At 48.2% G+C, this 18,181-nt stretch carries 16 protein-coding genes; 10 read left to right on the top strand and 6 right to left on the bottom strand.

Going from position 1 to position 18,181, the window contains the following annotated elements; genetic code table 11:
* Positions 1-46 precede the first annotated feature (46 nt).
* From METH11B_RS28620 to METH11B_RS0115230, 4 genes are all read left to right on the top strand, one after another.
* Positions 47-502 carry a hypothetical protein gene (locus METH11B_RS28620; protein WP_081733922.1) on the top strand — a complete coding sequence of 152 codons (456 nt, stop codon included), beginning with the start codon at positions 47-49 and terminating at the stop codon, positions 500-502.
* A gap of 140 nt (positions 503-642) precedes the next feature.
* Entirely contained in the window at positions 643-2,208 is a 1,566-nt protein-coding gene (locus tag METH11B_RS0115240) for a recombinase family protein (RefSeq protein WP_026602760.1), read from the top strand.
* Positions 2,205-3,104 carry a plasmid partitioning protein RepB C-terminal domain-containing protein gene (locus METH11B_RS0115235; RefSeq protein ID WP_026602759.1) on the top strand — a complete coding sequence of 300 codons (900 nt, stop codon included), beginning with the start codon at positions 2,205-2,207 and terminating at the stop codon, positions 3,102-3,104. The genes METH11B_RS0115240 and METH11B_RS0115235 overlap by 4 nt, the downstream gene beginning before the upstream one ends.
* A 2-nt stretch (positions 3,105-3,106) precedes the next feature.
* Positions 3,107-3,988 (top strand): plasmid partitioning protein RepB C-terminal domain-containing protein, encoded by an 882-nt coding sequence (locus METH11B_RS0115230; RefSeq protein WP_036276038.1) that lies wholly within the window; start codon positions 3,107-3,109, stop codon positions 3,986-3,988.
* Positions 3,989-4,272: 284 nt separating this feature from the next.
* Here METH11B_RS0115230 and METH11B_RS29175 read toward each other — a convergent pair whose 3' ends face one another.
* The 5 genes from METH11B_RS29175 to dnaA all read right to left on the bottom strand — a co-directional run bounded on the left by METH11B_RS29175 (position 4,273) and on the right by dnaA (position 11,794).
* A complete protein-coding gene (locus tag METH11B_RS29175; RefSeq protein ID WP_026602757.1) occupies positions 4,273-5,424 on the bottom strand; it encodes an ATP-binding protein in 1,152 nt (383 codons plus the stop codon).
* A 146-nt stretch (positions 5,425-5,570) separates the two neighbouring features.
* The gene (gene gyrB, locus METH11B_RS0115220; protein WP_026602756.1) at positions 5,571-7,976 is read right to left on the bottom strand and encodes a DNA topoisomerase (ATP-hydrolyzing) subunit B; all 2,406 of its coding nucleotides are present in this window, start codon (positions 7,974-7,976) and stop codon (positions 5,571-5,573) included.
* A 120-nt stretch (positions 7,977-8,096) separates the two neighbouring features.
* A complete protein-coding gene (gene recF, locus METH11B_RS0115215; RefSeq protein WP_026602755.1) occupies positions 8,097-9,170 on the bottom strand; it encodes a DNA replication/repair protein RecF in 1,074 nt (357 codons plus the stop codon).
* Between the two features lie 14 nt (positions 9,171-9,184).
* Positions 9,185-10,288, bottom strand: coding sequence for a DNA polymerase III subunit beta (dnaN, locus tag METH11B_RS0115210; protein ID WP_020484043.1), 1,104 nt, complete (start codon positions 10,286-10,288; stop codon positions 9,185-9,187).
* A gap of 189 nt (positions 10,289-10,477) precedes the next feature.
* Entirely contained in the window at positions 10,478-11,794 is a 1,317-nt protein-coding gene (gene dnaA / locus METH11B_RS0115205; RefSeq protein WP_036276035.1) for a chromosomal replication initiator protein DnaA, read from the bottom strand.
* A 121-nt stretch (positions 11,795-11,915) separates the two neighbouring features.
* Between dnaA and gmk the strand changes: the two genes are divergently transcribed.
* From gmk to METH11B_RS26860, 4 genes are all read left to right on the top strand, one after another.
* Complete coding sequence (gene gmk / locus METH11B_RS0115200) at positions 11,916-12,530, top strand: guanylate kinase (RefSeq protein WP_020484045.1); 615 nt, start codon at positions 11,916-11,918, stop codon at positions 12,528-12,530.
* 17 nt (positions 12,531-12,547) lie between these two features.
* Complete coding sequence (locus METH11B_RS0115195) at positions 12,548-12,991, top strand: hypothetical protein (protein ID WP_026602753.1); 444 nt, start codon at positions 12,548-12,550, stop codon at positions 12,989-12,991.
* A gap of 111 nt (positions 12,992-13,102) precedes the next feature.
* Entirely contained in the window at positions 13,103-14,383 is a 1,281-nt protein-coding gene (gene hemL / locus METH11B_RS0115190; protein WP_026602752.1) for a glutamate-1-semialdehyde 2,1-aminomutase, read from the top strand.
* 76 nt (positions 14,384-14,459) lie between these two features.
* A complete protein-coding gene (locus tag METH11B_RS26860; RefSeq protein ID WP_026602751.1) occupies positions 14,460-15,059 on the top strand; it encodes a hypothetical protein in 600 nt (199 codons plus the stop codon).
* Positions 15,060-15,199: 140 nt separating this feature from the next.
* On the opposite strand, the gene METH11B_RS0115180 is transcribed toward METH11B_RS26860, so the two are convergent.
* Complete coding sequence (locus METH11B_RS0115180; RefSeq protein WP_026602750.1) at positions 15,200-15,709, bottom strand: phosphate-starvation-inducible PsiE family protein; 510 nt, start codon at positions 15,707-15,709, stop codon at positions 15,200-15,202.
* Positions 15,710-15,921: 212 nt separating this feature from the next.
* Between METH11B_RS0115180 and METH11B_RS27890 the strand changes: the two genes are divergently transcribed.
* Both METH11B_RS27890 and METH11B_RS0115170 read left to right on the top strand, forming a co-directional pair.
* Positions 15,922-16,545, top strand: coding sequence for a hypothetical protein (locus tag METH11B_RS27890; protein ID WP_026602749.1), 624 nt, complete (start codon positions 15,922-15,924; stop codon positions 16,543-16,545).
* A 30-nt stretch (positions 16,546-16,575) separates the two neighbouring features.
* Positions 16,576-17,916 carry a DNA recombination protein RmuC gene (locus METH11B_RS0115170; protein ID WP_231499622.1) on the top strand — a complete coding sequence of 447 codons (1,341 nt, stop codon included), beginning with the start codon at positions 16,576-16,578 and terminating at the stop codon, positions 17,914-17,916.
* The last annotated feature ends 265 nt before the right edge of the window (positions 17,917-18,181 follow it).

The following is an 18,181-nucleotide window of genomic DNA, read 5'->3' as shown; positions in this document are numbered from 1 at the left end:
AAGCGGCAATTCCATGCTCTATACAGGTTTTTGCGTGGAGTGTTTCATGGAGAACAAACAATGCCCTGCATGTGGCCAGCTATTTCAGCCTCGACCACAAACCCCACATCAATCCTATTGCTCAGCTATCGGTTGCCAGCGCCAACGTAAAAAGCAGTGGCAGCGGAACAAATTGCAGAATGACCCAGATTATCTAGATAACCAGAATCGCGCACAGCAGGCCTGGATTGATCGCAATCCGGACTATTGGCGTCAATATCGCAAATCACATCCAAAGTATGTCGAGCGAAATCGAGCTTTGCAACGGGGACGAAATCGGCAAGCGACTACCCGCTCAATTGCAAAGAGGGATGCGTCAATCCCTGTTAATTCAGTACCTCCAGGCATCTATCAGCTGAGCCGCAAGTCAGACGACCCTATTGCAAAGATGGACGTGTGGATCGTAGAGATCACGGTGCATGCCTGTGTTTGCTCGGGTTCCGTGAAAATTGCAAAGAGATGACCTGATAGACATTACCAATGGCTGATATTACCGTTACACGTAAATAAGTCCTTGAAACTGGACACATCTGATCCGAATTGACTGGCTTTGGATCAGGCTGAACAAGGACAACATGCAAATTGGCGCTTACGGGATGGGCTATGCAATCAGACGATACCAATGAAACCGATAGTGGGCATCCTCCTGCACTTAAAGCCGCTCAATACGTGCGGATGTCGACGGAATACCAACAATATTCCACGGAAAATCAGGGTGACAAAATTCGAGAATATGCCGCCCGACGTAACCTGGTAATCGTGCGAACTTACGCTGACGAGGGTAAAAGCGGATTACGGATTGATGGTCGACAGGCTTTACAGCAATTGATCAAGGATGTCGAAGCCGGTACTCAGGAATTTCAAGTCATCTTGGTTTATGACGTTAGTCGCTGGGGGCGGTTTCAGGATGCCGACGAATCCGCTTACTACGAATATATTTGTCGCCGCGCCGGCATCCAGGTCGCCTATTGCGCTGAGCAGTTCGAAAACGACGGCTCACCGGTATCCACCATCGTCAAAGGCGTCAAACGCGCGATGGCCGGCGAATACAGTCGCGAACTATCCACCAAAGTATTTGCGGGGCAGTGCCGACTGATAGAGATGGGCTTCCGCCAAGGCGGACCTGCCGGTTATGGATTACGCCGGGTATTGATTGATCAATCGGGCGCACACAAAGGCGAACTGGCCAGAGGCGAACATAAAAGTCTACAGACCGATCGAGTCATTCTGATGCCGGGTCCGGATAATGAAATTGAGTTCGTCAATCAGATGTATCGATGGTTTGTTGATGAAGGCATCAGCGAAACCGAAATAGCCAATCGGCTTAATGAGCGAGGTATCCGTACCGACCTGGATCGTCACTGGACGCGCGGTACCGTCCGCGAAGTCCTAAGCAACGAGAAGTACATCGGGAATAATATTTACAACCGCATATCCTTCAAGCTAAAAAAGCTCCGCATCGTCAATTCACCCGACATGTGGATCAAGAAGGAAGGCGCTTTTGAAGGCATCGTTTCCCCGGAGCTGTTCTACACGGCGCAAGGCATTATTCGGGCGCGGGCACATCGATACAGCAAAGACGAACTGATCGAAAAACTGCGCAATCTCTACGAACGCCGAGGCTTCCTGTCCGGGCTGATCATCGACGAAGCCGATGACATGCCGTCCAAAGCCGCCTACGTTCACCACTTCGGCAGTCTGATCCGTGCCTACCAAACCGTCGGTTTTAACCCTGACCGGGATTACCGCTATCTCGAAGTGAATCAGTTCCTTCGCCGCCTCCACCCGCAGATTGTTTTGCAAACCGAACAGAAAATTGCCAACCTCGATGCCAGTGTCGAGCGCGATCCGGCCACCGATCTGCTGCTGATTAATCACGAGTTTTCAGTCTCTGTTGTCCTAGCTCGGTGCCAGTCTCTCGATAACGGCCATTATCGCTGGAAAGTCAGATTCGATACCAGCTTAGCCCCAGATATCACCATCGTAGTCCGTTTGGACCAACCTAATCAGGCGCCTCTGGATTACTACTTATTGCCGAAGCTGGATTTCGGCATACCCAAGATCAGTCTCGGTGAACACAACGGCATTGAATTCGAAAGTTACAGGTTCCACACACTTGATTACTTGTACGGCATGGCCGAACGCAGCCGGATCCGGAGAGCGGCATGACCAAACAACATCGGCAAGGTAGTGTCCACATGATTCCCCTTGAACTGATTGTGGTACTCAACCCGCGCGATCGCAATCATCGAATCTTTGGCGAGATCGTAAACAACATCAAAACCATTGGCCTCAAGAAGCCTATTACGGTGACACCCCGCCGCACTGCTGATGGTCAGGATCAATTCCTGCTGATTTGTGGCGAAGGGCGCCTCAAAGCCTATCAAGAACTCGGTGAAACCAAAATCCCTGCACAAGTCGTTCAAGTCGACGATGAAGAAGCTTTCATCATGAGTCTGGCGGAAAATATTGCCCGCCGCCAATGTCGGCCGCTTGAGTTATTGGCCGGCATTCAGCAATTGAGGGATCAGGGTTATGACAAGGCAATCATTGCCAAAAAAACGGGGTTAAGCGCCTGTTATGTCCAAGGCATTTTGATGTTACTGGATCAAGGAGAAGAGCGGTTGATTGTCGCCGTTGAAAGCGGACGAATCCCTTTAAATACCGCGCTAGAAATTGCAAACGTCGGCAACGCCGAAAAAGATGTACAAGTCGCTCTCCAGGAGGCTTACGAATCGGGTGAGTTAAGAGGCAAGCAGTTGACTCAGGCGCGGAAGGTTATTTTACAACGCCAAAGTCTAGGGCGATCCATCGCACATGCAGCCCCGCGCAAAACGCCCAAAGAGGTTACGACGATCAGCTTGGTGAGAAGTTATCAAAAGGAAGTCGACCGCCAAAAACTGATGATCAAAAAGGCGGAATTTGCCCAACAACGTCTGATGTTCGTCGTCGGCGCCTTGCGAGAATTGCTCGCGGATGAAAATTTTACAACATTGCTGCGCGCCGAAAGCTTGGAAACGCTGCCGAAATACCTGGCAGAGCGTGTATCGGCGGGAGGCCATTAGCTGTGACAGAATTACCCCTCGGTTTTGAAATGTCACAATTGGTGATTCCGCTCGATCGGATTTTACCTTCTCGAAAAACGCCAGAGGGTTTGCTGAACTCCCGGAAGTTTAAGCAAATTCAATCATCAATTGCCGAAGTCGGCCTGATAGAGCCTTTGACCATCGGCAAGGCTAATAAAGCGACGGGGCACCACATTCTGCTGGATGGCCATATTCGGTTGATGGTGCTGCGCCAGTTTGAATATGACGATGCCCCCTGTCTCATAGCCACTGACGACGAATCCTATACCTTCAACAATCGTATCAACCGGCTTTCTACCGTGCATGAACATTACATGATTCGTCGAGCAGTGGAACGCGGTGTCTCCCGGGAGCGGCTCGCCATTGCGTTGAACATGGATATCAGTTTCGTGGACAAAAAGCTCAATTTACTGGATGGCTTATGCGCTGAGGTAGTTGAGCTCTTGAAGGACCAGGAATTCTCGGCTTATGTGAGTCCGGTGCTGCGGAAAATGAAACCCATTCGACAATTGGAATGCGTGGAACTTATGGTGTCAGCCAACAATTTGACCGTGCCCTACGCCCAGGCATTGTTGATGGCGACGCCTGACAATTTATTGGTCGAACCCAGCAAAGCCAAGCGAATCAATGGCGTAACGCCCGAGCAAATCAGCAAAATGGAACGAGAAATGACTAATTTACATGGGCAGTACAAATTGGTCGAGCAAACGTATGGTGAGGTCATTCTAAATTTGGTTCTGGCCAAGGGATATTTGTCCAAACTACTCGATAACCCGCAAGTGTCGCGTTACCTGCGGCTTCATCAGCCTGACGTACTGGCCGAGTTTGAAAACATCATCCAGACGGTATCGCTGGATAAATAATGTGCATTGTCGGACACGGCCATGAGCGGGCAAACCATGATTTGCAATACATTACATGACGAACAAGATTTTGTTCCAGCTACGCCTAATCATGACGATTTGGAGATACATCGAAATCCACCTCAACCCGCCGAAACCTGTTTATATGGGTTGGTGGGTGATGTGGCGAGGGCAGGCAGTGCTGAAACAGAGACCAATCCCTACGCGATTGCGGCAAACTTCATGGCCTATCTTTCCTGCGCCATTGGCCGTGACCCCTATCTGCCCATTGGTAATACCTGGCATCACGCCAGGCTTTTCGTACTGCATATTGGCCGCTCGGGTCGCGGCCGCAAGGGTGATGCCGTAGCACTGACCATTCGACTAGCGCAGGCGGTGCAACAACTGAAACGGGAATTCGTAGCTGGTTCGATGAGTGGGAAAGTCCCCTTCAAGGTAGTGACTGGACTTTCCTCTCGCCCAATCAATTTTTTTCCTAATGCTTCACGACTAACACACTGTAAATGGTGATCGACTCGAAACGCCAAATGGGGAATATTAAGTCGCCGAAGATCTTCGATGGCAGCGCGAACTACTCCAGATTTTCCCGAACCAGCAACACCGGCAAGTAAAATCAATTCAGGCCCATTGTCAGTTAGCAGTTCGTCAATTAGTGATTGTGTCTGCGGCCTTGTAATAATTTCATTACCGGCGCCGAAAGGGGAGTAGGTGCCGAGATAAGCATCGGTTTCTTCGTGCAATCGTTGTCGGATAGTGGGATCGAAAGCCCATTCCTTAAATATCAAAACGCTTTGTTGTTTCAGGATTTCACGAAACGTTTCGGTCGATAATTGTTTATTGAAATTCTTTTCGAGAATGTCGCGCAGCAGGGGAAAGGCGGATTTACCTCCTTGTTGGAAATACAGATCGCCATATGATTCATTGATAGCGTCTAGCTGTCTGTCTGGCATGACTTCGACATGACAGCGTTTTAGCCATTCAAATGCAATTTCTGGTGTTTGACACCAAAAACCATAGAGTTTCGGAAATGTCTCATCTCTTTCCTCTTTCGCAAGTGCATCGTCAATGAATTGACTAAACGACTCGGCTAAGTGGGCTTTGTCTGTCAGCGTCCTGAAGTCTTTAGCACCGTCTTGCGAAACAAAAAAACAATGCGCGTTATGATCTACCGATAGCCGTTCTGAAAACGCCTTCAATATACCTTCACGATTTAGAACATTGAGCGTCCAGTTTCCGGAAGGCGCATTGATCTTTGTCTGATGCCATTCGGTACTATCGCCACGCGAAAGGGCAAATTCAAAACCTTGATATTCGGTATCAATGCCTTCAAATTTAAGCCAATTTGCCTTACCGGCAATTACGTCCATCAGGCAGCGAACCAGCCATTTGGCTTCATACCGATTGCCAAGTTTGTCGGGTATTCCACCTATAATCATTTAGAAAGGGCATCCCAACAAAAAAAGTTGTTTAAGTCCAACCTAAAATTTCAGAAGCGAGAAAGTTTCGGATTTTTTCATTTTTTGTGTCATTAGTTTTTCACTTATTTGGCACACTTTTCATTAATTGTGGCATTCGACAACAGCTATACGTCCAAATTCGCCACATCCAAGGCGTTCTTCACAATGAAATCCCGACGTGGTTCCACGACATCGCCCATTAGGGTGGTGAAGATTTCGTCGGCGGCGACTACGTCATTGATGGTGACTTGCAGCATGCGGCGGCTGTTGGAGTCCAGGGTGGTTTCCCAGAGTTGTTCCGGGTTCATTTCGCCCAAACCTTTGTAGCGCTGGATATGCTGGCCTTTTTTGACTTCTTTCATCATCCATTCGAACGCTTGTTTGAAGGTATCCACTTGTTGTTCGCGCTCGCCCATGCGCATGACCGAGGTTTCGCCGAACATGCTGAGGGTTTTTTCCACGAAGCGGGCGATTTTTTGATAATCATTGCCGGCGAAGAACGGCGCATGCAGGACAAAGCTTTTGGTAATGCCGTGCAGGCGCTTGCTAACTTCTATATCAAAGTCGTCGCTGTCGCGATATTTTAGCTGGGTGCTGAATATGGCTTTGTGGCCGCCCTCGTTCAGATTTTTTTGCAGCAAATCGAACCAGGCTTGCAGCTTTTGCTGATCGGCTTTGATGTCGTCGCTTAACACCTGCATGTAGGTCATTTGCTCCAAGTACAGGTCATCGTAGCGTCTGGATAGGCGATTGATGATGCTCATCACGTCGGCAAATTCTGTCGCCAGCTTTTCCAGGCCTTGGCCTTGGATGACCGGGGTGTCGGCATCAGTTTGTAATTGCGCTTTATCCAAAGCCAGTTGGATTAGGTATTGGTTTAAAGCGTTGTCGTCTTTGACGTAATGTTCTTGTTTACCTTTTTTGACTTTGTACAAAGGCGGTTGGGCGATGTAGATGTGGCCTCGCTCGACCAGCTCCGGCAATTGCCGATAGAAGAAGGTCAGTAACAGGGTACGAATGTGCGAACCGTCGACGTCCGCGTCGGTCATGATGATGATGCGGTGGTAGCGGAGTTTGTCGATGTTGTATTCGTCTTTACCGATACCGCAGCCCAGCGCGGTAATCAGGGTACCCACTTCTTCCGATGAAATCATTCTGTCGAAGCGGGCGCGTTCCACGTTAAGGATTTTACCTTTCAACGGCAGGATGGCTTGGGTGCGGCGATCACGGCCCTGTTTGGCGGAGCCGCCCGCCGAGTCCCCTTCCACTATGAACAGTTCGGATAGGGCTGGATCTTTTTCCTGGCAATCTGCGAGTTTTCCGGGTAAGCCGGCAATATCCAGCGTGGTTTTGCGGCGGGTCATTTCGCGGGCTTTTCTAGCGGCCTCGCGGGCTCTAGCTGCATCGATGATCTTGTTGACGATGGCTTTGGCGACTTGCGGTTGCTCCAGCAGGAATTCCTGCAGTTTTTCGTTCATGGTCGATTCGACCAGCGGTTTTACTTCCGATGAAACCAGTTTGTCTTTGGTTTGCGAGGAGAACTTAGGATCTGGGACTTTCACCGATAACACCGCGGTCAAGCCTTCGCGTGCATCGTCGCCGGTGGTGGCCACTTTCTCTTTTTTAGCCAGGCCGTTGGTTTCGATGTATTGGTTAATGGTGCGGGTTAATGCACCTCTAAATCCGGCCAAATGCGTACCGCCGTCGCGCTGCGGGATGTTGTTGGTGTAGCAGAACACGTTCTCTTGGTAGGAGTCGTTCCATTGCATCGCCACCTCTACCGTTACGCCTTCTTTTTCGGCGATAAAGTGGAAGACTTTTTCAAACAGCGGGGTTTTGTTTTTGTTCAGATGCTGGACAAAAGCGCTGATGCCGCCTTCGAATTCGAATACATCTTCTTTGCCGGTTCTTTCGTCGCGGAGGGAGATTCTTACACCAGAATTCAAAAACGACAGTTCGCGCAAACGCTTGGCGAGGATGTCGTAGTGAAATTCGATATTGGTGAAGATCGTAGGGCTGGGTTTGAAGTTTATGTAGGTGCCGCTGCCTTCACAGTCGCCTATCACGGCTAAGGGCGCTACTGGCTCGCCGAGGATGTATTTTTGCATGTGCAGCTTGCCGTTTTTACGAATCTTCAGCGTTAGCTCTTCAGACAAGGCATTTACTACCGAGACGCCTACGCCGTGTAAGCCACCAGAGACTTTATAGGCGTTGTCGTCGAACTTACCGCCGGCGTGCAGGATAGTCATAATCACTTCAGCAGCGGAACGGCCTTCTTCTTTGTGTATATCAACCGGAATGCCGCGACCATCATCGTAAACGGATATCGAGCCATTTTCGTGAATCACGACATCGACGCCTTTGCAGTATCCGGCTAATGCTTCGTCGATGGAGTTATCGACGACTTCGAATACCATGTGATGCAAGCCGGAGCCGTCATCGGTATCGCCGATGTACATGCCGGGACGTTTTCTGACTGCATCCAATCCTTTAAGTACTGTGATATTCGAACTGTCGTAATTTTCACTCATGGGTATATCCATTGTGTTGTGTTTTACCGCAACGATGCCTGGCTTTCATATCGCACATGAAGCCGTTGTATCGTGTGTGATGGGAGTTGTTAATTTTTATTATTTGTTCCACGTGAAACATTAAAGTTGTTTTACATCGCCTTGTTCCACGTGAAACCATTTATAGTTTTCTACTGAACTTAAGTCACCAAAATCAGCTATATCGGTACTGCTGATAAAAACCTGGCAGTTCAATCCAGCGAGGTATTTTATCAATTTTGCCCGGTTTTCTGTATCCAATTCGGACGCGAGGTCGTCTATTAAGATGCAGCAGGAATATGGGCTTTCCTGATTCAATAAGGTCACTTGTGCCAACATAAGTGCCAAAACTAAGAGCTTTTGTTGTCCGCGTGACAGATAGTCTTTAGCCAGTCTTTTGTTTTGGTAAGTCTGAAAGTCCGCTCGGTGCGGTCCGCTATGGGTAAAGCCGTAGCGTATGTCTCGCACCAGATCGTTTTTCAAAATTAAGTCTAGGGATTGCCTATCATCCCAGCCGGGCAAGAAGCGTAAATCAACATCCTCCTTATTTAAGAAGTGGCTAGCCATTTCTAAAAACACCGGTTGCAAGCTTGCTACATAGGCCAAACGAAACTCGTTAATCACCTGCCCATATTCCACAAGTTCCTTATCCCAAGCCGGAAGCTGTTTCAGTTGCCGGGTTTTCAACAAAGCATTACGTTGTTGCAAAGCCTTATTAAACTTGCGCCAACAGGGCAAAAAGTTTTTGTGTTGATTAAAAATACCCCAATCCAAAAACTCTCTACGGATTTGCGGTCCGGAGTCTAGCAAGCGATAACTCTTGGGATGAATCAATTGCACTGGCAATGCGTACGCCAAATCAGCTTTTTGTCGATCTTCCTGATCGATGCGGATCTGGCACTGTTTGTTATCAATCTGTATCCCCAGCGTACTGACCGAACCGGACTGTTCCCGATTTTGCGCGGAAACGGTCAATTGCGACTGCTCGAAAGCAATGGCCTGCTTGGTATGGGTAGTTCTAAACGAGCGAGATCTACCCAAAATAAAAATGGCTTCCAGCAGCGAACTCTTGCCGCTGGCATTGGCGCCGGTGATCAAATTAATGGCGGGCGACGGCGAGATGCTTGCGGAATGGATGTTTCTAACCGACAGCACATCCAGCTTTAACAAGGTCATAATCGCTAAACGACCTACATCCGCATTGGCATGACAATAAATTTAAACAAAGGTTGTTCAGGTTCTTCGATGAAACAACTGCTGGCGTTGCCGGCTATGGTCAGCACCGCCATTTCTGAATCCAAGTTGGATACTGCATCCAGCATATATTGCGAATTAAACGAGATGCTCAACGGCTCGCCTTGATAATCGATGATCAATTCTTCCTCGGCCTCGTCATGCTCGGGATTATGGGTACTGAGTTTCAACAAATCGCCGGAAATATCGAAAGTCACACCTTTGTACTTTTCATTGGACAGAATCGCTACCCGCGTTAACGCATCTCTCAAGACTTGTTTTTGGATCAACAACGGACTCATAAAACTTTGATTGAACACTTTACTGAAATCCGGGAATTTGGCATCGATCAGCTTTGACGAGAACACTACATCCTTGTAATAAATTCGGATGTTGTTGCTGGAAAACTGGATGTTCAATTCTGCGTCTGCATCGTCCAGCAAACGACTCAATTCCTGCACCGCTTTTCTGGGCATGATGATGCGGGATTCATAGCCGGTCGCTTGGCCAATATCGTCTTCATAAATCGACAAACGATGGCCATCGGACGCGACCAGTTTAAGTTTGGAATTGCTGACATTCAGTAACAAGCCGTTCAAGTAATAGCGTACGTCCTGATTGGCCATGCAAAACACGGTTTTATCCAGCGCTTTCTTGAATTTGCCGGCATTGAGCAAAAAGCTATGTTCAAACTCGGACTCGTTGAACTCCGGATAATGTTCCGCCGGTAAAGTACTCAAAGAAAACCGGCTGCGGCCGGAAACGACCTTAACTTTATCGTCTTGCAATTCAAAGTGAATTTCCGCGCCGTTTGGTAATAAGCGGCAAATATCCAGAAACTTTCTAGCAGGAACCGTTATTTCCCCGGAATGCGCTATTGATTCGATATTTAACTTAGCAACAATCTGAATTTCCGTATCTGTACCGGTCATCACCAACTGCTCGTCGCTAGCCTGCAACAACACATTGGACAGAATCGGCATGGTCTGCCGTTTCTCGATAACGCTGACGATTTGTTGCAGCGGTGGCAAGATTTGATCTCTGCTAATAATAAATTTCATATAAATATCTTTTATATATTGTTACTACTAAGTAAACAAAAAGCTGTGGAAAACCGGTTTTATCTAATTTAAATCAAAATCTTAGCATGTATCAAACATTGTTGTCAGATACCGTTTTAGCTTGTATGGGGTTTTTGGATAAGCTGGATAGGCTATTTTCGGCACACTTTATCCACAACTTACACGCAATTAATGCGATAAGGTTCTCAACAGGTTTTTGTAATCTTCCGCCATCTTCACATCGTCGTCTTTCAACTCAGCCACACGCTTGCAGGCATTGATGACGGTAGTGTGGTCGCGTCCACCAAAAGCATCGCCAATTTCCGGATAACTGTGCGAGGTCAGTTCTCTGGCCAGGCACATAGCTACTTGTCTAGGACGGGTGATGGATTGTTTGCGGTTTTTTGACGATAAATCGGCCACTCTAATCTTGAAATAGTCGGCTACGGTTTTTTGAATGTTGTCGATACTGATCAACTTGTCTTGCAAGCTGATCAAATCGTGCAGCGCTTCCTTGGTAAATTCCAAGGTGATATCGCGACCGGTAAATTGCGAGTTGGCTACTACTCTACGCAACGCACCTTCCAAATCTCTAACATTGGAAGGTATGCGTTTCGCAATGAAGAAGGCTATGTCTTGATCCAGATCCACGCCAACTTGTTGCGCTTTTTTGATCAAAATCGCCGCACGAGTTTCCAGATCCGGCGGTTCTATCGCCACCGGCAAGCCCCAACCGAAGCGCGATTTCAAACGGTCTTCCAAGCCATCGATTTCTTTCGGATACTTATCGCAGGTCAAAACCACCTGATGTTTGTTATCCAGCAGGTTGTTAAAGGTGTGGAAGAACTCTTCCTGCGAACGTTCCTTACCGGCCAGAAATTGGATGTCGTCCATCAATAAAATATCGATGCTGCGGTAGTACTCTTTAAATTGGTTGATGCTGTTTTGTTGTAGCGCTTTGACCATGTCCTGCACGAATTTCTCGGAATGCAGATAGACGATATTGGCATCGGGTTTTTTCAGTAACACCGCGTTGCCTATGGCATGCATCAAATGGGTTTTACCCAAACCGGAACTGCCGTAGATAAACAGCGGGTTGTAGACCTTGCCGATGTTATCCGAAACCGTCATCGAAGCGGCTCTGGCCAATTGATTGGATTTACCTTCCACAAAGCTCTCAAAGGTGAAGGCTTTGTTTAAAAAATTCGGTTGATTCTTCTTTTGGGTCGGACTCTTGCTGAGTGTTGGTGCTTTGATAGCCGGCGATTTTTTACTACCTATTTCAAACTGCACCGCCAAGGTTGCATTGGAAAACTCGTTGACCGCATCTTCGATGATCGCGAAAAAATGCTGTTTGATATGGTCGATAATAAAGCGGTTGGGAGCAAGTAATTTTAACTGGCTGTCGGTTTCCACTGCTTGCAGCGGCCTGATCCAGGTGCTGAAATCGGTACTGGGAATTTCATGTTCAAGCTTGGCCAGGCAGTTGTTCCAAATCACACTCATCGGCATTCAAGAAGGGGCTTAGAAAGGCCTTGCATGATACCACAGTGACCGCTTAGGGCTTGACTCTGTGGACGTTATCAGAAAAGAATGACGGCCGCATGGATTAACCTCATAAACACACATGATTTCGGGCAAACTTTATATTATTTCTGCGCCATCCGGGGCGGGCAAAACCAGTCTGGTTAAACAACTGATTGCCGAGACTGACGATCTGGCCGTGTCGGTGTCGCACACTACCCGGGCAATGCGCAGCGGCGAGCAAGATGGCGTCGATTACTTTTTCGTCTCTGTTGACGAATTTAAAGCCATGATCGAACGGCAAGCCTTTTTGGAGCACGCGCAAGTGTTCGATAATTTCTACGGCACCGCACAGCAGACCGTGGAAGATAATCTGGCCAAAGGCTTGGATGTGATCTTGGAAATCGATTGGCAAGGCGCTCAGCAGGTAAGAAGAATGTTGCCGGAAAGCCTGTCGATCTTCATCCTGCCGCCATCCATCGAGGTATTGAGCCAGCGTTTGCAAAATCGCGGTCAGGATAATCCTGAAGTGATTGCCCGACGCATGCGCGATGCGGTGACTGAAATGAGCCACTATCCGGAGTACGACTATCTGATCGTTAACGACGATTTCAATCTGGCTTTGCATCAACTAAAAAGCATTGTTACCGCAAACCGCTTAACCCAAAGTCAACAACAACAAACCTTGGCGCCATTGCTGCAAGATTTACTTAACTAATAAAACTAACAACACTTATGAAAACTAGAAAAACTTCTTATCTCTTTGCGACGTTGATTGTTTCAGCGTTGACCATTGCCGGCTGCTCCAGTGATGAAGCGGAAACCCCAAAAGCCAGCGCTAGCTCCGGCACTGCCAAAAAAGCGGTACACAGAGTAGATACCGGCGAAGCCACTGAACCCGAGAAACGCCAGTTCGAAAAAGAGTTTTCCGCTAAATGCGTTGAACGGGAACTGAAAAATTCGAATAACAAAGACGTCGATGAAAAACGTTTTGAAGAAAGTTGCGACTGCATCGCCGAACACATCATGAAAGACCTATCGGAAATCGATGCCGAGAAATATCTGGAAGACCACGAAGACACCCACACCTTGCAGATCAAATTCGACGCTGCGGCTTATTTCTGTTTGCAAAACAAACCGCAACCCAAAGGCCCGCATTTGTTTGGCAAACCGCAATAACAATGTAGGTTGGGTTGGTTCGATAACGCACAACTCAACATTCAAAGCCCCCGTGTTGGGTTACGGCTAGTGCCTAACCCAACCTACACGATTTCTCTATCCTTCATCCCCATGACCCAATCTTCCGAATTATTTTCTCAAGCCAAACAATACATTCCCGGCGGCGTCAATTCGCCGGTGCGTTCCTTCAGCGGCGTCGGCGGTACCCCGGTATATTTTGATCGCGCAGCCGGCGCTTATGTTTATGACAGCGAAGGCAAGCGTTACATCGATTATGTCGGCTCCTGGGGACCAATGATTTTGGGCCATGCGCATCCGGCTGTGATCGAAGCGGTTAAGTTAAGCGCTGAAAAAGGTCTAAGTTTTGGTGCCCCCACCGAAATCGAAACGCTAATGGCGCAAACAGTTTGCGAACTGCTGCCGTCGATAGACATGGTGCGCATGGTTAGTTCCGGTACCGAAGCCACCATGAGTGCGTTGCGTTTGGCGCGAGGTTACACCGGTCGCGACAAGATCGTAAAATTCGAAGGCTGTTACCACGGTCATTCCGATTCCTTGCTGGTCAAAGCCGGTTCCGGTGCCTTGACCTTTGGCGTACCCAGCTCACCCGGCGTACCGGCCTCCGTCGCCGCCGACACCCTCACCCTGACTTACAACGATAGCGATGCAGTGCGCAGCACCTTCGCCGAACTGGGCGACAGGATTGCTTGCATCATCGTCGAACCGGTGGCCGGCAACATGAACTGCATCCCGCCGGAACCGGGCTTTTTGCAAACCCTGCGAGAAGTCTGCGATCAATATGGCAGCGTACTAATTTTCGATGAAGTAATGACCGGCTTTCGTGTCAGTTTGCAAGGTGCGCAAGGCCTGTATGGCATCAAACCGGATTTGACCACGCTAGGTAAAATCATCGGCGGCGGCCTGCCGGTCGGTGCTTTCGGTGGCAGCCGCAAGATCATGGAATATCTGGCACCGCTGGGTCCTGTCTATCAAGCCGGCACATTGTCCGGCTGCCCGGTGGCGATGGCCGCCGGCTTAAAAACCCTGGAACTGATCAATCAGCCAGGCTTCTACGAGGCCCTGACCGCTAAGACCGCAACACTGCTGAAAGGCCTTCAAGCCGCCTCTGATCAGGCCGGCATCGCCTTCACTACCAACCAGGTCGGTGGGATGTTTGGTTTGTTCTTTAGCAACGAAAAATCTGTCAGCCGTTTTTCCCAAGTGATGGCTTGCGATGTCGACCGCTTTAAACGTTTCTTTCATGGGATGTTGGATAAAGGCTTTTATCTGGCGCCTTCGGCGTTCGAGGCGGGATTTGTTTCGGCCGCGCATTCGGATCAGGATTTGCAGGTTACGGTGGATGCGGCCGGTGAAGTGTTTAAAAGGTTCTGAGTTGCTAGTGGCAGAGGGCCTTTGCTAAGTTGCCATGCCTCTTGATATTCGATAGTTAAAATCTCCAGGTTATTCCATGCGCTTATCGTTAGAAAATGTTGTTCTCGTCTTAACACTGCTTCTTACTGAAGCGTGGTTTCTAAATGGATACTTCTCGAATCAGCCTGAATTTGAGCCAGCGATAGCGTTTTTAGTAGCCTTCGCAACAATTTTTGCGAAAGACAAAATCAAGGAAAAGCTTGGTTTGGGAAACAACACAACAAGTCATGACCTCCAGCTTTTTGAGGAGTTTCAGCGTGCTCTTCCGATTGAGCCAACAATTCGGTTGTTAAAAGAAGCGGATTTTGGCGATTCGTTTCCAAAGAGCCATATTCAACCACTTTTTTACTTCGTTGAAACTTGGGATTCCGTGGATAAAGAGTTTCTAAACAAGAAACTCGAGAAGAAAAGGAAGTCCCTTTACGCTAAGGCTAAGGAATTAGCGGGGGAGTTTGCCAAACACACAGTACCCGTTGGCGCAGGAGATTTTGCTTCAGTTTTCCCTGATAATCTTCGTGGCGGCCAGCGGCCCGAACACGTAGTTAGCTCAGCGAAAGTATTAAACGAAAAATCGACAAAATTTATACCAATGTATGAGTCATTTATTCGAGCCTGTAAGGCTGTGTTGAATTCATGATTTCCCGCGTAGCCCGGTAGGTCAGGGTTCGCGATAGCGTTCCCTGACAACATAGATCGGTTTGTCACGTAGCCGCTCGGCAACTGCTCCTGCGTTGCCCTACCTCCTGTATCCATACAGTCGTATTGCGCCAACGTGACCTACGAAACCATCCGGGTATCTGCTCCCGATTTAGACGAATTTGTCTCAACCAACCGGTCATCACGTTCACGCATCAGCCAATAGGTGATGCCCAACACCAATGTCACTGCCGCCAAGGCTAACAATACGTCGGCGGAGATTTTGCCGATGTCCAGCACGATAAACTTACGCGCCAACGCCAGCAAGGCGATTAAGAGTACAACCTTAGTTTGAATGACACTTTGCTCGCGGGTGACGACGTATTGCAGGGTGTGGTTAAACTCCAGCGCAATTAACAAGGTCATGATCTCACCAAACACCTGTTGGAATATTTCGTGGTCCAAAGGATTCAATGCATCGAATACCAATCCGCCAATTACGCCGACGAATAATCTAAACAACGCAACGCTGACGACCAACATCACCAAAAAAGTCAGGGCAAAGGCGACCCCGCTTTCAAAGCGTTGATAAAACGTCAGTGCATTCCAATCCTTACCCAATATTCGCCATCCGGATATTTGATTTTTCATACCATGTACTCCGTGATCTTCAAAAGATAAATGCAAAATATGAATATGCGCGAAAGTGGTTGCCGAGAGGTAGAATTTCAATAGTTCCTCCGTCTACGAGCAAGACTGGTTTTAGTTGCTAGCACTGTAGGTTTGGGTTCGCGATAGCGTTCCCTGACAACATAGCTGATCGCTTAGACGGCATAGCATTTAACTGACTTGGACCAAAATAGATGAATAGACAGAGCAAAAACGCTGGATCGATTAAAGAAACACTCGCGTATCGGCATGGCAAATTAACCGGACCTTTGCTTTTGGTGCTCGGCTTCGCAACGTTGCCAAATTTGAGCCATGCCGATTTTGTTACCCATCCGCTAAGCGACGCACCGTCTCCACAGCCATCGGAACCCGCAGCGCCAGCCGTACCGGAAGCCGCCGATACCAGCCAACCTAACCAAGCCGAGATTGACTTTAACGAACAATTCGGCGAGAAGAAATTGGGTACTTGTAGAATGACCTACAAGCTGGAGGGGTTTTCGCTAGCTTACAAGCAATACGACGGTACTGGGGAAATAAGCTGCCGCAATGGGCAAAAAGCCAAGGTGGCGCTGTCGTCAAAAAGCATTGGCTTTACGATTGGCTATTCCGTCATAGAAGGAGAAGCCTATTTCACCGACGTCAAATATATCAGCGAAATATTCGGCAATTATGTTTCGCTGGGCAATCACTTTGGGTTTAAAAACTCGGTGGATAGGCAAGTATTGACCCGCGGCGAAATTTCCTTGGTTATGCTGGGCAAAGGCAAGGGGTTTGATATTGGCTTTACCATTGGCGATTTGTCCATCAAGCCGCGTTAACCCGCACGTTTTAGTAAGCAAGAGGTTGTGATGGAAGAGATATGGATGACGCTGGCAGCACTACCGCTGGCGGCGTTGCTTGGCTATGGCGTTTGCGCCTGGCTAAGCAGTAAGCGGCATCGCGGGTTGCAAAGTCAGTTAGAGCAACAGCAACAGCAGCTCCAACAACAAGCAGTCAAATTGGCGGTAGCGGAGGAGCGCACGCTATTGTTGACTCAAAAGGAAACCGAACTGCACAGTTTGCAACACCAGTTGCTGGCATTGAAAACCGAGAATGCCGAACTGAACACGCGCCAGCAGGAACAGCACAAACATAACGAAGAGAAAATCCGTTTACTGCAAGATGCGGAAAATCAGTTAAAAACCCAATTCGAGAATCTGGCGCATAAGATCTTTGAAGAACGCGGCAAGCAATTTGTCGAACATAACAAAGTCAGTATCGAAAATCTGGTCGCACCGTTGAAGGAGCAACTCGGCGAATTCAAAAGCCGCGTCGAAAGCGTTTACGACAACGAAACCAAAGACCGTATTTCCCTGCGTGAGGAAATTGTCTCCCTACGCCGCGACACAGCCAAGATGAATCAGGAAGCGTTGAACCTGACCCGTGCTTTGAAAGGCGATCATAAAACCCAAGGTAACTGGGGCGAGATGATTCTGGAAAAAGTCTTGGAACAATCCGGCCTGCGCAAAGGCATTGAATACGAAACCCAAGGCGCATTCCGCGACGAAGATAATCGCCTATTCAAACCCGATGTGATCGTCCGCCTGCCGGAAAACAAAGACGTGATCATCGATTCCAAGGTCTCGCTATTGGCTTACGAGCGTTACTGTTCCGCTGAAGACGACAAGCAACGCATCGAAGCTTTGAAACAACATACTGAAGCGGTCAGAAACCATATCAAAGGCTTAAGCAACAAAGACTACTCCAGTTTGAAAGGTCTAAGGTCATTGGATTTTGTGCTGCTGTTCATGCCCATCGAAGCTGCATTCATGGCCGCATTCCAAGCTGACGAAAAGTTATTCAATGATGCTTTCGAGCACAAGATCGTCGTCGTTACCCCAACGACGCTGCTGGCAACCTTGCGTACCGTGCAAAACATCTGGCGCTACGAGCAACAAAATGAAAACGCCCGCTTGATCGCCGATAAGGCCGGCAGTCTGTACGACAAGATCCGAGGTTTTGTAGAAGACATTGAAAAACTGGGCAACCAACTCAACACGGTGCAAAAAACCTACGATGGCATCGTCAACAAACTCAGTAGCGGTGGCGGTAATTTGCTGCGCCAGGCCAGCGCATTAGAAGAATTGGGCGTGAAAGTCAAAAAGAAGCTACCTAAAAGCCTAACCGAACAACTGTCCGCAGAAGATTGATGTTTCTTGGGGACTTAATAGCCAGAATCTTGTCGCAATAATAGTAATAATTTTATAAAGATCTTAAGATTATTATTACTACTAGTGCTGAAAAATCTGTGGAAAAGCACATTTAAGTATTTTAATTCAAAGTGTTACTAACAATTAACACTGTTATAAGTTGGACTTTCTAGTTGTTCACAGTCTGGGGATAACTAAAACAGTGCTTTTTACCGGTAATTTATCCACAACTTGTTGGGTGATTAGCCAACAGGTTTTCAACAAC

The organism is Methylomonas sp. 11b, from assembly GCF_000515215.1.
Taxonomy (GTDB): domain Bacteria; phylum Pseudomonadota; class Gammaproteobacteria; order Methylococcales; family Methylomonadaceae; genus Methylomonas.
Note: the sequence above shows the minus strand (reverse complement) of the source record. Positions and strands in the feature narration are given on the sequence as shown.

Coding starts and splice junctions, on each gene's coding strand:
- METH11B_RS28620 (WP_081733922.1), top strand. CDS start 47: ATGGAGAACAAACAATGCCCTGCATGTGGCCAGCTATTTCAGCCTCGA.
- METH11B_RS0115240 (WP_026602760.1), top strand. CDS start 643: ATGCAATCAGACGATACCAATGAAACCGATAGTGGGCATCCTCCTGCA.
- METH11B_RS0115235 (WP_026602759.1), top strand. CDS start 2,205: ATGACCAAACAACATCGGCAAGGTAGTGTCCACATGATTCCCCTTGAA.
- METH11B_RS29175 (WP_026602757.1), bottom strand. CDS start 5,424: ATGATTATAGGTGGAATACCCGACAAACTTGGCAATCGGTATGAAGCC.
- gyrB (WP_026602756.1), bottom strand. CDS start 7,976: ATGAGTGAAAATTACGACAGTTCGAATATCACAGTACTTAAAGGATTG.
- recF (WP_026602755.1), bottom strand. CDS start 9,170: ATGACCTTGTTAAAGCTGGATGTGCTGTCGGTTAGAAACATCCATTCC.
- dnaN (WP_020484043.1), bottom strand. CDS start 10,288: ATGAAATTTATTATTAGCAGAGATCAAATCTTGCCACCGCTGCAACAA.
- dnaA (WP_036276035.1), bottom strand. CDS start 11,794: ATGAGTGTGATTTGGAACAACTGCCTGGCCAAGCTTGAACATGAAATT.
- gmk (WP_020484045.1), top strand. CDS start 11,916: ATGATTTCGGGCAAACTTTATATTATTTCTGCGCCATCCGGGGCGGGC.
- METH11B_RS0115195 (WP_026602753.1), top strand. CDS start 12,548: ATGAAAACTAGAAAAACTTCTTATCTCTTTGCGACGTTGATTGTTTCA.
- hemL (WP_026602752.1), top strand. CDS start 13,103: ATGACCCAATCTTCCGAATTATTTTCTCAAGCCAAACAATACATTCCC.
- METH11B_RS26860 (WP_026602751.1), top strand. CDS start 14,460: ATGCGCTTATCGTTAGAAAATGTTGTTCTCGTCTTAACACTGCTTCTT.
- METH11B_RS0115180 (WP_026602750.1), bottom strand. CDS start 15,709: ATGAAAAATCAAATATCCGGATGGCGAATATTGGGTAAGGATTGGAAT.
- METH11B_RS27890 (WP_026602749.1), top strand. CDS start 15,922: ATGAATAGACAGAGCAAAAACGCTGGATCGATTAAAGAAACACTCGCG.
- METH11B_RS0115170 (WP_231499622.1), top strand. CDS start 16,576: ATGGAAGAGATATGGATGACGCTGGCAGCACTACCGCTGGCGGCGTTG.